The organism is Clostridium sp. AF22-10 (assembly GCF_003478725.1).
Taxonomy (GTDB): domain Bacteria; phylum Bacillota; class Clostridia; order Lachnospirales; family Lachnospiraceae; genus Otoolea; species Otoolea fessa.
In genome coordinates this window covers 129423-145782 of sequence record NZ_QUFZ01000007.1, presented here as the reverse complement: position 1 = coordinate 145782, position 16360 = coordinate 129423, and the positions used below count along the sequence as shown (strand labels likewise).

The window sequence follows — 16360 nt, the reverse complement described above, 5'->3', positions numbered from 1 at the left end:
TTTCAGGTTAAGATGGAAGGAACGGACTGTTTCTGCTGCAATTTATCAGTGTGCTGGAGGAACATCCGGGCGATTCGTGGATTAAAAAATATATTTTCCCGGGCGTAATGGTTCTAAGTCTCTGGGAAATGATTTCTTGTGGTTCAGCAGATGGATTTTATATCCTGGATATGGAAAATCTGCGTCTGCACCAGATTTTATTTACAAAAGGAATTAATAATGACTTGCCGATGACACGCTGGTATTAATAAGTGGAGTGCTTTTTTATTTCCAGCTGAATCCGTTCGCAGAGATCCCTGACCGTGACAAACTCGATAAAATCCGTTTCCGGAATATCGATCTCGAAGCAGTCTTCGATCTCTGTGATAAAGTATACGATCAAAAATGAATCCAGCCCCAGATCGTCGATCAGGCGGTCAGCCGGTGTCAGCGGGCGGGTGATTTCTACGTATTCTGATAGAATGTCTTTTATTTCAACCAGGATTTCTTCCTGCGTCAGTTCGTGTTTCATGAGAAGTTCCTCCTAATATATGTGATTCATGCAGCTATTTTTATTGTAAATTTAACATAGAATCTGTGTTTGAGAGATGATTCTATTTGTGTGTTTATTTTATCATGAAACTGCCCGCTTGAGTAGATATATCCCTTAAAATAGGAGGAGCCGACAGGAACGGACTCCTGTCGGCGTAGGTATGAAAAAGTATATTATGAAAGGTCTTTTGCCTTTACGCGTATTACTATATCGAAAAAATGTGATAAAAGTATGTTCGGAATGTGAAGAAATCATAAATTTCGGAAAATATTTTGGAAGTGGATGGGGGAATAAAAATGACACGCAGATATAAGTTTGTGCAACTTTATTCATAAAAATGAAAATATATGCGTGAAATTTCTGAAAAAGATAGAATGTAAAAAGGTAATATGATATAATGAGCGCAAGTGAGCCAGAGAGCTGCTTGTAGATTTATGGCGAACGGCGAATGGCGATCACGATAGCTGCGTCAGCAGCGGTAAGCATCGAAGATGCGAATCGTGATATAATATGAACACTTACAGAGAACTTGTCAAATCTAGCGTGAGTTATAGCTGAACATTTGATGAATCTGAGATAAAGGAGAAAAATAATCAAAATAAAGATTCAAAAAAACATATCTACAAAGAAGAAGGCAGAACATCAGGCGGATGCAAAAGCATTTGCCGGAACGGGTTCAGAAAGGACAGGGAACGATGCGGGCGTTTACATTTGAAAATGCGACAAAGATTTATTTTGGCGGAGGCTGTGTGAAAGAGCACCTGCTGGAGGCGGTGAAGCCGTATGGGGAAACGGTGATGCTGGCATATGGCGGCGGCTCGATCAAGACGAATGGCATTTATCAGGAAGTGATGGATGTCTTAAAGCTGGCTGGAAAACAGGTGATAGAATTTTCAGGCATCATGCCGAATCCGACCTACAGCAAGGTGATGGAAGGGAAAAAAGTCGTACAGGAAAATCAGGTAGATCTGATTCTGGCAGTGGGCGGCGGTTCGGTCATGGACTGCAGCAAGGCGATCTCAATGGCGGCTGCGACGGACAAGGACGTCTGGGAGGAATACTGGATCAAAAAGGGCGAGATTGATTTTGAGCCGGTTCCGGTGGGCGTGATTGTGACCGTGGTCGGCACTGGAAGCGAGGTCAATGGCGAGGGTGTAATCACCCATGAGGAACAGAAAATTAAGACGAGCCGGAATTATCCGCGCTGCAATCCGGTGTTTGCGATGATGGACCCGAAATATACCTACACGGTTTCTCCACTCCAGACGGCAGCGGGCGGTTTTGATATGCTCAGCCATGTGATGGAGACATATTTCAGTGCACCGGATGAGGATAATCTTTCGGATGCGATCTCGGAGGCGTTGATGCGGAGTATTATTGCGAACCTGCCGGTGGCGATCCGGGAACCGGAAAATTATGAGGCGCGCAGCAACCTGATGTGGGCGTCCACGATGGCGGAGATTGGCATTATCAAATTAGGAAAACAGTGTGATTTTGAGGCGCATATGATTGAACATCAGATGGGGGCTTACACGGACTGCAACCACGGCATGGGACTTGGCGTGCTCCATCCGGCGTATTATCGTCGAATTTGCCGGGACGGCATCAAGAAATTTGTGAAATTTGCCGTAAATGTCTGGGGAATGTCACCAGATGGCGGCGATGAGGAAGAACTGGCATTTGGCGGAATTGATGCATTGCAGGCGTTTATTCATGAGATTGGTTTGCCGGGGACGCTGCGGGAACTGGGGATCACAGATCAGAGCCTGCTGAAAACGATTGCTGATTCATGTATCCGTAATGACGGCGGGTATCGGCAGCTGACGCACGCGGAAATCTTGGATATTTTGGAAGAGTGCTATTAGTACAAAGGAGGAAAATCATGCCACACATTGCAATATCTATGTACCGGGACGGAGCCGGGAAGAGAAGGCAGCGCTGGCTGAGAAGGTCAGAACGCTGGTATCAGAAGAATTAAAGAAGGATCCGAAGGTTGTGACGGTATCGGTTCATGATGTACCGGCTGAGAAATGGCAGGAACATTTGGATGCGATTCCGGGCGAGGAGAGATTCTATTAGAAGTCTAAGTCGGGGTTGCAGAAAGAGGCAAAAGATCATCAGACGATGGATAACCAATGGATAATATAGCTCAAGCAGTGTCAAAAAAATAAACTGCAAAAGATATATAATAATGAATAAAAAAGAACGGACTGTTCATAAATAGACAAAAAAGCATAGGATGTAGAGAATAGATATTTGAACTGTGCAGGATTACAGAGTATCATCTGTAATCCGGGCAGAAAGAAGCACATTTACGCGCATTACTTAGTGGATTTTGTCTGTATGAACAGTCTTTTTTGCAGCATTTTATAATTGAGAAAACATTTCATTTACTCCTTTTAAATTCCCACAAATATTTCTTGACATTTCCCAGTTACATTCATATAATGAACATATGAACAATGATTCATATAAAGAAAAATATTTCAAAGAAATCTTGATAAAATCCTGCAGACTGCTTTCACGAAAGAAGCAGTGAAGCAGGGCAGAAACGCGTAGCATGAAGGGAGAAATTGGATGGCAATTCATGATGTAGAGTGCTGTGAGGAGTGTGCTGTTCACGATGAGGTTGTGCAGTCGGTCCGGGGAATGCTGCCGGATGACGATGATTTGTATGATCTGGCGGAGCTGTTTAAGGTATTTGGTGATTCGACGCGGATCCGGATTTTGTTTGTGCTGTTTGAGTCGGAGATGTGTGTCTGCGACATTGCACAGCTGCTTAATATGACGCAGTCGGCGATTTCGCATCAGCTTCGGATTCTCAAGCAGTCGCAGCTTGTCAAGAGCCGCCGGGACGGAAAGTCGGTGTTCTATTCGCTGGCAGACGACCATGTTTACCGGATTATCAACCAGGGCTTTGAGCATATTAAAGAATAGCACGTTCCTTGAATGATGATAATGGATTGAATGAATGTGAAAGCGGTGCTATCTGTAAAGAAAAAATTGCAGGTCTCGGAAAGCAAACATTAAAAATTTATAACTCAATAAAAAGAGGAGGATTATCATGAAGAAGAAATTTAAATTAACTGATCTGGATTGTGCAAACTGTGCAGCAAAGATGGAGGATGCGATCAAGAAGCTGGATGGAGTCAATGATGCGAGTGTCAGTTTTATGATGCAGAAAATGACGATCGATGCGGATGACGCACGTTTCGACGAGATCATGAAAGAGGTTGTAGAAGTGTGCAAGAAGGTGGAACCGGACTGCATTATTAATATGTAAAATTGGAAAAGGAATAATCGGATCAAAAGCTGCTTTTTAAAAGAATAAAATCAGATTGTGTAATGCACAGAAGGGCAAAGTAAAAAGATATAGGCAAATGAGCTGTGCCGGCACATTTTCCTATATCTTTTTTTTCAGGGAACGTGTTTCCAGAATGAAGGGAGGCTTTATGAATCAGAAGCAGAAAACGATGCTGAAGCGGATCGTCGCGGCGGCAATCGTATATATCGCGGCGGCAGCAGCGAAAAAAATGAATGTATTTGCCGGAATGCCGCAGCCGTGGACAGAGTTAGTCGTATTTTTAATTCCGTATCTGATTATTGGATGGGATATTGTATACAAGGCGTTCCGGGGGATTAAAAATGGTCAGGTGTTTGATGAGAATTTCCTCATGACAGTAGCGACGTTCGGGGCGTTCGGTGTGGGCGAGTTTTCTGAGGCGGTTGCGGTTATGCTGTTCTATCAGGTTGGCGAGCTGTTTCAGAGTTATGCGGTCAACCGTTCGCGCCAGTCGATCAGCGATCTCATGAATATCTGCCCGGAATATGCCAATATTGAAAAAGATGGACAGATAGAGCAGGTCGATCCGGATGATGTGGAAGTGGATGACATCATCGTGGTACAGCCGGGAGAGCGGATTCCGCTGGATGGCGTGGTGGTAGAGGGTGAATCGATGATCGATACCTCGGCGCTGACTGGTGAATCGGTACCGCGCCGTGCGGCAGCCGGGGATGAAATCATCAGCGGATGTGTCAATGGCAGCGGGCTTCTGCGGGTGCGCGTGACGAAAGAATTTGATGATTCGACGGTGGCGCGGATTCTGGAGCTGGTGGAGAATGCCAGCAGCAAGAAGGCGAAGGTGGAGAACTTTATCACCCGGTTTGCCAGATATTATACGCCGGTGGTCGTGATCGCGGCGGTTGCTTTGGCATTTGTGCCGCCGATTGTGCTGGGCGGAGAATTTGGCGAGTGGATTCAGAGAGCTTGTATTTTCCTGGTAATTTCCTGCCCGTGTGCGCTGGTGATTTCGGTTCCGCTTAGCTTCTTTGGCGGCATTGGTGCTGCATCCCGCATCGGTGTGTTAGTCAAGGGAAGCAATTATCTGGAGGCAGTTTCGGAGCTGGATACGGTTGTATTTGATAAGACAGGCACCCTGACGAAGGGCGAGTTTAAAGTGACGGAGCTGCATCCGGCGGGAATCAGTGAGGATGAGCTTCTGGAGCTGGCGGCGTATGCCGAGAATTATTCGACGCATCCGATCGCGGAATCGATACGGGAGGCGTATCGTGAGAGAAAAGGCAGTTTGGCAGAAGCAGAAACTCAAAAGGCGAATGCGGGAACAGCAGAAATCGTTCTGGATACTGACAATGACACAATAAAAGAGGTGCAGTCCAAAGAGGGTGTGCAGGGAGTGGTACGCAAACCCCTGATCGACTTAACCCGCATCGGTGAAACCAACGAGATTTCCGGTCATGGTATCGAGACAACGATCGACGGTCACATAGTTCTGGCGGGTAATGGACGCCTGATGAAGAGTAAAAATATACCGTATCAGGAATGCGACGGCATCGGCACTGTGATTTATCTGGCAAAGGACGGAAAATTTGCCGGAAGTATCCTGATTGCCGATACGATCAAGCCGGAGACGGAGGATGCGATCCGTGGACTGAAGGCGGCTGGAATCCGCCGTACTGTTATGCTGACGGGCGACCGGAAAGCGGTCGGAGAGGCGGTGGCTGCGAAGGTTGGCATCGATCAGGCGTACACGGAGCTGCTTCCGGCGGATAAGGTGCAGAAGGTCGAGGAGATGCTGGCGGAGATGACCGGAAAGCGGAAGCTGGCATTTGTCGGCGACGGCATCAACGATGCACCGGTTCTCTCCCGCGCAGATGTCGGTATTGCAATGGGAAGCATGGGAAGTGACGCGGCGATCGAGGCGGCGGACATTGTCCTGATGGATGATAACCCGGCGAAGATTGCAGGTGTGGTTAAAATCGGACGCAAGACAATGGCAATCGCGCACCAGAATATCGTGTTTGCCCTGGCGGTTAAGGCGGTTGTGCTTCTGATGGGCGCGGCTGGAGTGGCTAATATGTGGGAAGCCGTGTTTGCGGACGTCGGTGTTTCCGTCATTGCAATTTTAAATGCGATGAGGGCATTAAGAACTAAATAATCGGTAATATCAAAAAGCTATGGCGGAAGGAATACTTGATGGTTCCGGAAACTGTAGCTTTTTAAACTTGCGGCTCTAAGGGATTTATATATAAAACCAATATTTGCAAGTGGTAAAAGAATAGGAATAAGAAAGAAATCAAGGCTTGGAAAAGATAAAATGCTGGGAATCATACAGGATTTCCAAAATAGTTGTAATAATCCTTAATAAAATAGTAATTGAATCTGACGGAAGAATGAAGTATGATCAAATACCATAGGATATTAGACGGAAAGGAAGGAACAGGATGAAAAAATGGATGAAAACGGCGCTTGTCCTGGCTGCAGCGGTCTGCCTGAGTGTGGCGGCTGCGTTCACAGCACTGGCGGCGCAGACGTTTCAGATAACCGCTTCGATCGGCTCCTGTCTGATTGGTTCGGGGCAGAATACAGTGGATATTTCACTTTCAAGCAACGGTGATACAACGGGGACGGACGGAAAGATTTATCTGTTTGAATTGCGGCCGTATGAGTCGGAGATTGGAAGCCGGACTGATTATGTCAGCAGCGTAGGCGCAGGGGAAACGAGGACCGTCTCGATTCCTTTAAACAAGGGAACTGCCCAGGACCGCCTTTACAGCCGGTTTGTTCCGGCAGTGTTTGACGGAACTACATTTACGGCAGTTGGCGTGGCACATTATATCACAAATCCGGAGGTGGTTGCATCCAATCAGGATGCGTTTAAGACGCCGCTGACGAAAAAGGGCTTGAATATCCAGTTAAATATGCTCAACGATGCATTTACACTGGGTGTCAAACATGTGGCGGTCAATATCGCATTTTCCCAGTTTTTAGGAAGTGGCATTGATTATGAGTACGATGGAAAAACGTATCATTTTAATAAGTCGGTGGTTGAAAATTATGACAAGGTGATCAGTACATATGTCGGAAAAGATATATCCGTGACGGCGATCGTTTTAAATGACTGGAATGACGCGCACCCGGAACTGGTTCATGCGGGAACTGCGAAATCTTCGAGCGCCAATTATTATATGTTTAACACGAAGACACAGGAAGGATTTGAGACAACGCGTGCGATCTTCGCGTTTTTGGCGGATCGTTACAGCGGCAAGAATCATAATTCAAATTATGCGAAGATTTCCAACTGGATTCTGGGCAATGAGATCAACAACCAGATTTGGAACTACATGGGACCGGCAGATTTGAATACATATGTATCCACGTATCAGCAGGCATTCCGCACGTTCTACACGGCGATCAAGAGCACAAGCGCGAATGACCGGGTTTATTTTTCACTTGATTTCTGGTGGGGAGCTCCGTATGAGAACCTGAACGATCAGGTGCATTATACGGGCAAAGGCATTGTTGATACGTTTAACGCTTGGCAGTAACGGAAGGCCAGATGGACTGGGGCATTGCCTACCATCCGTATCCGTACCCGATGACGGAACCGGAATTCTGGGATGATCCGGCAACGGGGCTGGTAACCGAGAGTGCAGATTCACCGGTTGTCAACTTTGCAAACCTGCATGTACTGACCGATTATCTGAATCAGGATTCGATGAAGACAGCATCTGGCGAGGTGCGCCATGTCATTCTGACGGAGGAAGGATTTACTGCACAGAGTCTGACGCGCGGCGATGTGTCGGATATCCAGGCGGCAGCATTTGCATATTCTTACTATATCGTGGACAGTAACCCGTATATCGACGCGTACATTCTGAGTCGTCAGGTCGATGCGCCGTCAGAGGTAAGGGCAGGCTTAAGCTTCGGTCTGTGGTCCTGTGATATGAATCAGGGCAATGAGATTGTAGCGGTAAAGGATCGAAAGCTCTGGAGAGTTTTCCACGACATTGATCAGAAGAGATACACGCTGGAAACTTCGAATTTTGCAAAATCAATCATCGGAATTAATAAGTGGTCGGATGTGATTCCGAACTTCCGGTGGAAGTCTCTGGAACAGTAGCGGATGGTAGACAGAGACTTGTAGAACAAAAACTATAAGAAAAAAGTATAAATAAAAAAGTGCCTTTCTTCTCGAAGAAAATTTCTTGAGAGGAAAAGCACTTTTTTTAGAAAATAAACGTATCTGGTGTATCGGAGAACCGGGAGTTTCAGATACCATAGATGGTTTGCTGGATTTTGTCTCCGAATTCTGCCGATTTTATCAGATCTTGAGTCCTTATCAGATCTTATTGCTCTGTCTCCAGATATGCATCTTCTCAGCTTCCTTAATCAGCTGATCGCGGAACTGCGGATGTGCAACGGAGATGATAGCCTCGCATTTCTGCCAGGTTGCAAGACCCTTTAAGTTTACTTTACCGTACTCAGTTACCAGGTAGTGCAGGTTTGCACGTGTATCGGTTACGATGGAACCCTGATTTAAAGTCGGGAGAATACGGGACTGCAGCTCGCCAGCCTTGTTCTTGAAGGTGGAGGAGCAGCAGATGAAGCTCTTTCCGCCCTTGGACAGGTAAGCGCCCAGAACGAAGTCAAGCTGTCCGCCTGCACCGCTGATGTGCTTGATTCCTGCGGACTCTGCATTTACCTGACCGAAGAGGTCGAGGTCAACCGCGTTGTTGATGGACATGAAGTTGTCCAGGGCTGCGATGGTGCGGACGTCGTTGGTGTAATCAACCGGAGCACTCATGCAGGCCGGGTTGTTGTTTAAGTAGTCATACAGTTTCTTGGTACCAGCGCCGAATGCGTATACCTGACGGCCTTTGTCCAGTGCTTTGTGAGCGCCTGTGATCTTGCCGGCTGCGGCAATATCAACGAATGCGTCAACGTACATCTCGGTGTGAACACCCAGATCCTTTAAGTCAGATTTCGCAATCAGGGAACCAACTGCGTTCGGCATACCGCCGATACCTAACTGTAAGCAGGCACCATCCGGGATCTCGTCTACGATCAGTTTTGCAACTGCTTCATCGACATCAGTCGCTGCTGCGCCGCCTCCCATCTCTGCGATGGTCGGGTTGCTGCCCTCTACGATCATGTCTACGTTGGAGATATGAACGCCGTTCTCAAATCCGCCGAGGCAGACCGGCATATTTTCATTGACCTCTACGATGACAACCTTGGAAGTCTCGCAGCAGGCTGCCATATGGGAAGCATTTGGTCCGAAGTTGAAATAACCGTGCTCGTCCATCGGAGCGACCTGGAATACAGCTACATCCGGTTTGGTTGCGGACTCACGATAGTATCTCGGAAGCTCGGAATAACGGATCGGAGCATAGAAGCTGAATCCCTGTGCGATTGCCTTTCTCTCGATACCGCTCATGTGCCAGGAGTTCCAGGTCATATGAGCTGCCGGGTTTTCGATCTTGAAGATCTCCGGTACCCACATCAGGATACCGCCGCGGAAGTTTACATTCTCCAGTTCCGGAAGACGTTTTGCGATAGCAGCATCGACTGCTACCGGAGTGCCGGTGGTCCAGCCATAGTCAACCCAGTCGCCAGATTTAACGACGGAAGCAGCTTTTTCAGCGGAAACCAGCTTTTCTGCATACAGTTTCTTGTAATCCATACTTATTCACCTTGTCCTTTTTAATAATATGAAGAAGTCCGTACAAATGCGTGATTCGGACATCCCCCGTTGTTTATCAGTGTATCATCTCCACTACCCCTTGTCAACGAAAGAGGCGGAGGACAAAATAGGGGAAAATGACGACATATTCATATTTATGAATTACAGATATAAGTGTATGTAAATAGAAGAAGAATGACTTTGTCTATTAATTCACAAACAAAATACCACGTTGGTTATAATGCCAGAGAAGACCACTTTTATTGAGAAAACGGAAGAAAAAAATTGTGCATTCCGCCTAAAGGCGATCAGAACGATGTAGAAATAAGTGGATTGTACGCGGAAAAATGAGAATCTTAAATCTTTATAAATCCATTGATAATTATTTGACAGGAGCCGCGTGGGGTGTTAAGATACAAATACACTATCATATTTATCACTATTTTACTATTTACTGCAGTTGTGTTATTTACGTGGTGGATCATTTTCAAGGAGGATTTTTTCAATGTCTAAGAAAGTCGTAATTGCAAGTGCATGCCGTACCGCAGTAGGTTCTATGGGTGGCCAGCTCAGTACTGTTCCAGCAGCTGAGATGGGTGCCGTAGTTATCAAGGAGGCTCTGAAGAGAGCAGGCGTTGCTCCGGAGCAGGTTGATCACGTATACATGGGATGTGTTATCCAGGCTGGCCTTGGTCAGAACGTAGCACGTCAGATGTCTCTGAAAGCTGGTCTTCCGGTAGAAGTTCCGGCAGTTACCCTGAACGTGGTTTGCGGTTCTGGTCTGAATGCTGTAAACGCAGCAGCAGATATGATCCTTGCAGGCGATGCTGACATCGTAGTAGCTGGTGGTGCAGAGAACATGTCCGCAGCTCCGTATGCTCTGATGAAGGCTCGTTACGGATACCGTATGAACAATGCGACCATGATCGACACCATGGTAAATGACGCTCTGTGGGATGCATTCAACGATTACCACATGGGTATCACCGCTGAGAACATCTGCGATCAGTGGGGTATCACAAGAGAAGAACTCGATGAGTTTGCAGCAGCTAGCCAGCAGAAGGCTTGCGCAGCTATCGAGGCTGGACGTTTCAAAGACGAGATCGTTCCGATCGAAGTTAAGAAGAAAAAAGAGACTGTTATCGTAGATACCGATGAGGGTCCGCGTCCGGGTTCCACTGTAGAGATTCTTGGCAAGCTTCGTCCGGCATTCAAGAAAGACGGACGTGTAACAGCTGGTAACGCTTCCTCCATCAACGATGGTGCAGCAGCTGTAGTTGTTATGAGCGAAGAGAAAGCAAAAGAACTGGGTATCAAACCGATGGCTACATGGGTAGCAGGCGCTCTGGGCGGTGTAGATCCGAGCATCATGGGTATTGGACCGGTTGCAGCTACCAAGAAAGTTCTGAAGAAGACAGGCTGGAAGGTAGAAGACTTCGACCTGATCGAGGCAAACGAGGCATTCGCAGCTCAGTCTATCGCTGTAGCTCGTGACCTTGGCTTCAACAAAGACATCCTGAACGTAAACGGCGGTGCAATCGCTATCGGACATCCGGTAGGAGCATCTGGCTGCCGTATCCTGACAACTCTGTTATACGAGATGCAGAAACGTGACGCTAAGAAGGGTCTGGCTACTCTGTGTATCGGTGGCGGCATGGGCTGCGCAACGATCGTTGAGAGAGACTAATTTCTGACGCAGAACCGGAGTCGTCGGGGCTTATCCCCGGCGCTCCGGCTGTTTCTGGTTTTACGTATTTCAATTCAAGAGCTTTTTAGGAGGAACTGGAAGTGGGATTTGTAGACTATGAGGTAGACGGACACGTCGCAGTCATAACTATTAATCGTCCGAAGGCACTGAACGCGTTAAACGAGGATGTGCTGAAGGATATTGAAGCTGCATTTGATGCAGTAGACCTTTCCGAAATTCGTGCAATTATCCTGACCGGCGCAGGAGAGAAATCTTTCGTAGCCGGTGCTGACATCGCTGCTATGAGCGTGATGACCAAGGAGCAGGGCGAGCACTTCGGTAAATTCGGCAACGATATTTTCCGCAAGATCGAAACTTTCCCGGTTCCGGTTATCGCGGCAGTAAACGGTTTCGCACTCGGCGGCGGCAATGAGCTTGCCATGAGCTGTGATATCCGTATCTGCTCGGACAATGCATTATTCGGACAGCCTGAAGTAGGTCTTGGTATCACACCAGGCTTCGGCGGTACACAGAGACTCGCACGTCTCATCGGACCGGGCAAGGCAAAAGAGATGGTATTTGCGTCCCGCAACATCAAAGCGGATGAGGCATACCGTGTCGGACTTGTAAATGCTGTTTATACACAGGAAGAGCTGATGCCGGCTGCGAAGAAGCTGGCAGGCGCTATCGCAAAGATGGCTCCGATCGCTGTCAGAAACAGCAAGAAGGCGATGAACGACGGACTTCAGACTGATATGGATCAGGCTATCGTGATCGAGGAAAAACTGTTTGGCGGATGCTTCGAGACAGAAGATCAGAAGAACGGTATGCAAGCATTCCTTGAGAAACGGAAAGTGGAGCAGTTTAACAATAGATAGTTAGTTAAATTATAGTTGTATAATTTCAGGAGGATTTGTCATGAAAGTTGGTATTATTGGTGCAGGAACCATGGGTTCCGGAATTGCTCAGGCATTTGCCCAGGTAGATGGATATGAAGTATGCCTGTGTGATATTAACGAAGAGTTTGCTTCCAACGGCAAACTGAAAATTTCCAAGAACTTTGAGAAGAGAGTAGCAAAAGGAAAGATGGCAAAAGAGGATGCAGACAAGATCCTTGCCAGAATCCATACCGGCGTTAAGACTATCTGCAGCGACTGCGATCTCGTAGTTGAGGCAGCAATCGAGAACATGGAGATCAAAAAACAGACCTTCAAAGAGCTGGGCGCTATCTGCAAGGCAGACTGCATATTCGCTACCAACACCTCTTCTCTGTCCATTACTGAGATCGGTGCAGGTCTTGACCGCCCGGTTATCGGTATGCACTTCTTCAACCCGGCTCCGGTTATGAAGCTGGTTGAGGTTATCGCAGGCTTAAACACTCCGGTAGAGATTGTTGACAAAGTTAAGAAGATCTCTGAAGAGATCGGCAAGATCCCGGTACAGGTAGAAGAGGGCGCTGGTTTCGTAGTAAACCGTATCCTCATCCCGATGATCAACGAAGCTATCGGTATCTACGCTGAGGGCGAGGCTTCTGTAGAGGGTATCGATACCGCTATGAAGCTGGGTGCTAACCATCCGATGGGACCGCTTGAACTGGGCGACCTGGTAGGTCTGGACGTTGTTCTGGCTATCATGGAAGTACTTCAGTCTGAGACTGGTGACCCGAAGTACCGTCCGCAGCCGCTTCTTAGAAAGATGGTTCGCGGCGGCAAGCTTGGCCGTAAGTCTGGCGAAGGCTTCTACAAGTACAACTAATATGTACATAAGTCTGGCTTCTTGACCAGATGAAAACATAATAGAGTACCAGATTTTTAAGAACCGCAACGGGGCGGCGCTTAAAGCCGCCTCTTAAGCGTATATAAGAAAATGATGGAGGAATAGACACATGGATTTTACATTAAGTAAAGAGCATGAAATGGCGAGAAAGTTATTCCATGACTTCGCCGAGAACGAAGTAAAACCTTTGGCACAGGAAGTTGACGAGACAGAGCACTTCCCGGAGGAAACCGTTAAAAAGATGCAGAAGCTTGGCTTCATGGGCATCCCGGTTCCGAAGGAGTATGGCGGACAGGGCTGTGATCCGTTAACATACGCTATGTGCGTTGAGGAGCTTTCCAAAGTTTGTGGTACTACCGGCGTTATCGTATCTGCACACACATCTCTGTGCTGCGATCCGATCCAGACTTTCGGTACTGAAGAGCAGAAACAGAAATACCTGGTTCCGCTTGCTAAGGGCGAGAAGCTTGGTGCTTTCGGTCTTACTGAGCCGGGTGCTGGTACAGATGCTCAGGGTCAGCAGACCAAGGCTGTATTAGACGGCGACGAGTGGGTATTAAACGGCTCCAAAGTTTTCATTACCAATGGTAAAGAGGCTGACATTTACGTTATCATCGCTGTAACAGGCGTTGTTGAAGTAAAGGGCAGAAAGAAAAAAGAGATCTCTGCATTTATCGTAGAGAAAGGAACTCCGGGCTTCACCTTCGGTACCAAAGAGAAGAAGATGGGTATCCGTGGATCTGCTACATACGAGCTGATCTTCACAGATTGCCGTATCCCGAAAGAGAACCTGCTTGGCCAGAAGGGCAAAGGTTTCCACATCGCTATGCATACCCTGGATGGCGGACGTATCGGTATCGCTTCCCAGGCACTTGGTCTTGCAGAGGGCGCTCTTGAGAGAACTGTTGATTATGTAAAAGAGAGAAAACAGTTTGGTCGTGCTATCGGTCAGTTCCAGAACACTCAGTTCCAGCTGGCAGATATGGCTACCAAAGTTAAAGCAGCTCAGCTCCTTGTTTACAGAGCAGCCGTTGCTAAGAAGACACAGAAAACCTATTCTGTAGAAGCAGCTATGGCTAAACTGTATGCAGCAGAGGTTGCTATGGAAGTTACAACCAAGGCTGTACAGCTTCACGGTGGTTACGGCTACACGAGAGAGTACGACGTAGAGCGTATGATGCGTGATGCTAAGATCACTGAGATCTACGAGGGTACATCTGAGGTTCAGAGAATGGTTATCTCCGCTGATCTGTTAAAATAATTCAGTCTGCAGAGAAATCAGAACAATCTCAGTCCTAGAGAAAAAAGAAAAAAATAAGGAGTGAAAATACCGTGAAAATTGTAGTTTGTGTAAAACAGGTTCCGGATACCAAAGGCGGAGTTAAATTTAACCCGGATGGTACTCTTGACAGAAGCGCAATGCTGGCAATCATGAACCCAGATGATAAAGCAGGTCTGGAGGCAGCGCTTCGCTTAAAAGATCAGTATGGTGCAGAAGTTACCGTAGTTACTATGGGTCTTCCGAAGGCTGAAGAGGTTCTTCGCGAGGCTATGGCTATGGGCGCAGACAATGGTGTTCTTGTAACTGACCGTGTACTTGGTGGTGCAGATACCTGGGCTACTTCCCAGACAATCGCAGGCGCACTTCGCAACCTGGATTATGACTTAATCATTACTGGCCGTCAGGCTATCGATGGCGATACCGCTCAGGTAGGTCCGCAGATCTCCGAGCACCTTGGCCTTCCGGTAATCAGCTACGCTCAGAAGATTCGTGAAGTAAACGAAGCTGAGAAATACATCGTAGTTGAGCGTCAGTATGATGATAGATATCATGTAGTAAAAGCACAGCTTCCGTGTCTTTTAACCGCTCTTGCAGAGTTAAACGAGCCGCGTTATATGACTCCGGGCGGAATCTTTGATGCATATGCAAAAGAGATCACCGTTTGGGGCAGAAAAGATCTGAAAGAGGTTGAGGATTCCAACCTTGGTCTGAAGGGATCACCGACACAGATCGCAAAAGCTTCCGATAAGGTAAGAAAGGGTGCTGGCGAGAAAGTAGAACTTGATCCGGCAGCTTCCGCAGATTATATCGTTGGCAAACTGGCAGAGAAACACATTATCTAATTATTTTATAGAAAAGAGTGGTGAATAAGATGAACAACTTAGAAGCATATAAGGGCGTATTTGTCTTTGCACAGCAGGTGGATAATGTTATCAGCAATATCGCTTTTGAGCTGATTGGCAAAGGTAAAGAATTAGCAAAAGATTTAGGAGTAGAGGTAACCGCTGTTTTAGTTGGTTCTGACGTTAAGGGTCTTGCAGATCAGTTAGCAGAGTACGGTGCAGACAAGGTTATCGTTGTAGACGATCCGGAGTTAAAAGAGTACCGTACAGAGCCGTACACACATGCAATCGCATCTGTTATTGAAGAGTTCAAACCGGAAATCTTCCTGATCGGTGCTACTGCAATCGGTCGTGACCTTGGTCCGCGTGTTTGCGCTAGAATCCATACAGGTCTGACTGCAGACTGTACAAAACTTGATATCGGTGATTTCCCGATGAATCCGGTTCCGGGTAGAGAGACAAAGCACAATCAGCTGCTTATGACTCGTCCGGCATTCGGCGGCAACACCATCGCTACCATCGCTTGCCCGGATTTCCGTCCGCAGATGGCAACCGTTCGTCCGGGTGTTATGCAGAAGGCTCCGAAGGAAGCTGGCAAAAAAGCTGTTGTTACTGAGTTCAATCCGGGATTCACAAAGAACAACAAATATGTTGATATTCTGGAAGTTGTTAAGGCTGTATCCAACACCGTTGATATCATGGATGCTAAGATCCTTGTATCCGGCGGTCGTGGCGTAGGAAGCCCGGAGAACTTCAAGATTCTGGATGATCTGGCAGAGGCTATCGGCGGTACCGTAAGCTGCTCTCGTGCAGTTGTAGATGCTGGCTGGAAGCCGAAGGATCTTCAGGTAGGTCAGACAGGTAAGACTGTTCGCCCGAACGTATACTTTGCAATCGGTATCTCCGGTGCTATCCAGCATCTGGCAGGTATGGAAGAGTCTGACATCATCGTTGCTATCAACAAAGATGAGTCTGCTCCGATCTTCGATGTTGCTGACTACGGCGTAGTAGGTGACTTAAACAAGATCGTTCCGATGCTGACTGAGAAGATTAAAGAAGCAAAAGCAGCAGCTAAGAACAACTAATTAAAATTAGGAAGAGAAATCTTCTTAGCATATAGCAGTAGAGTTTTGTATGTTTTTCTCTGATAAATATATGAGACAGCGCCGGCTGGACGGATTTACTCCACCCAGTACTCCGCAGTCCCGTGCCAGCGAGTAAAGAGAACCCTGTTTCCGAGGTGATGAACCTGGGAGG

Annotated in this window: 12 protein-coding genes and 2 pseudogenes; 12 read left to right on the top strand and 2 right to left on the bottom strand. The window is 47.2% G+C overall.

The window, feature by feature from the left end; genetic code table 11:
• Window positions 1–23 precede the first annotated feature (23 nt).
• Window positions 24–248 (top strand): annotated as a pseudogene (locus DWX91_RS07150) (SAM-dependent methyltransferase); the annotation flags it as partial.
• Here the strand turns inward: DWX91_RS07150 and DWX91_RS07145 are convergent.
• Window positions 245–511 carry an acyl carrier protein gene (locus DWX91_RS07145; protein ID WP_118472573.1) on the bottom strand — a complete coding sequence of 89 codons (267 nt, stop codon included), beginning with the start codon at window positions 509–511 and terminating at the stop codon, window positions 245–247. The pseudogene DWX91_RS07150 and the gene DWX91_RS07145 overlap by 4 nt on opposite strands.
• A 716-nt stretch (window positions 512–1227) precedes the next feature.
• On the opposite strand from DWX91_RS07145, the gene DWX91_RS07140 reads away from it, so the two are divergent.
• The 5 genes and pseudogenes from DWX91_RS07140 to DWX91_RS07115 all read left to right on the top strand — a co-directional run bounded on the left by DWX91_RS07140 (window position 1228) and on the right by DWX91_RS07115 (window position 7953).
• Window positions 1228–2397 (top strand): iron-containing alcohol dehydrogenase, encoded by a 1170-nt coding sequence (locus DWX91_RS07140; protein WP_118472623.1) that lies wholly within the window; start codon window positions 1228–1230, stop codon window positions 2395–2397.
• Window positions 2398–3109: 712 nt separating this feature from the next.
• Window positions 3110–3469: an ArsR/SmtB family transcription factor gene (locus DWX91_RS07130; RefSeq protein WP_022358591.1), complete on the top strand. Its 360-nt coding sequence runs from the start codon at window positions 3110–3112 to the stop codon at window positions 3467–3469.
• 127 nt (window positions 3470–3596) lie between these two features.
• Window positions 3597–3815 carry a cation transporter gene (locus DWX91_RS07125; protein WP_022358590.1) on the top strand — a complete coding sequence of 73 codons (219 nt, stop codon included), beginning with the start codon at window positions 3597–3599 and terminating at the stop codon, window positions 3813–3815.
• Between the two features lie 169 nt (window positions 3816–3984).
• Window positions 3985–5988 carry a heavy metal translocating P-type ATPase gene (locus DWX91_RS07120; RefSeq protein ID WP_118472624.1) on the top strand — a complete coding sequence of 668 codons (2004 nt, stop codon included), beginning with the start codon at window positions 3985–3987 and terminating at the stop codon, window positions 5986–5988.
• Between the two features lie 286 nt (window positions 5989–6274).
• Window positions 6275–7953, top strand: a pseudogene (locus tag DWX91_RS07115) (DUF5722 domain-containing protein).
• Between the two features lie 219 nt (window positions 7954–8172).
• Here the strand turns inward: DWX91_RS07115 and DWX91_RS07110 are convergent.
• On the bottom strand, window positions 8173–9516 hold the full coding sequence (locus DWX91_RS07110) for a butyryl-CoA:acetate CoA-transferase (protein WP_118472575.1): 1344 nt from the start codon (window positions 9514–9516) through the stop codon (window positions 8173–8175).
• A 505-nt stretch (window positions 9517–10021) separates the two neighbouring features.
• On the opposite strand from DWX91_RS07110, the gene DWX91_RS07105 reads away from it, so the two are divergent.
• The 6 genes from DWX91_RS07105 (at window position 10022) to DWX91_RS07080 (ending at window position 16188) form a co-directional block, all read left to right on the top strand.
• Window positions 10022–11203, top strand: a complete 1182-nt coding sequence (locus DWX91_RS07105) for an acetyl-CoA C-acetyltransferase (protein ID WP_022358586.1) — start codon at window positions 10022–10024, stop codon at window positions 11201–11203.
• Window positions 11204–11304: 101 nt separating this feature from the next.
• Window positions 11305–12081 (top strand): enoyl-CoA hydratase-related protein, encoded by a 777-nt coding sequence (locus DWX91_RS07100; RefSeq protein ID WP_022358585.1) that lies wholly within the window; start codon window positions 11305–11307, stop codon window positions 12079–12081.
• Between the two features lie 40 nt (window positions 12082–12121).
• Window positions 12122–12958 carry a 3-hydroxyacyl-CoA dehydrogenase NAD-binding domain-containing protein gene (locus DWX91_RS07095; RefSeq protein ID WP_117796102.1) on the top strand — a complete coding sequence of 279 codons (837 nt, stop codon included), beginning with the start codon at window positions 12122–12124 and terminating at the stop codon, window positions 12956–12958.
• Window positions 12959–13088: 130 nt separating this feature from the next.
• On the top strand, window positions 13089–14240 hold the full coding sequence (locus DWX91_RS07090) for an acyl-CoA dehydrogenase (protein ID WP_107001362.1): 1152 nt from the start codon (window positions 13089–13091) through the stop codon (window positions 14238–14240).
• 71 nt (window positions 14241–14311) lie between these two features.
• Window positions 14312–15103, top strand: a complete 792-nt coding sequence (locus DWX91_RS07085) for an electron transfer flavoprotein subunit beta/FixA family protein (RefSeq protein ID WP_107001363.1) — start codon at window positions 14312–14314, stop codon at window positions 15101–15103.
• A gap of 29 nt (window positions 15104–15132) precedes the next feature.
• The gene (locus DWX91_RS07080) at window positions 15133–16188 is read left to right on the top strand and encodes an electron transfer flavoprotein subunit alpha/FixB family protein (protein WP_117796101.1); all 1056 of its coding nucleotides are present in this window, start codon (window positions 15133–15135) and stop codon (window positions 16186–16188) included.
• The last annotated feature ends 172 nt before the right edge of the window (window positions 16189–16360 follow it).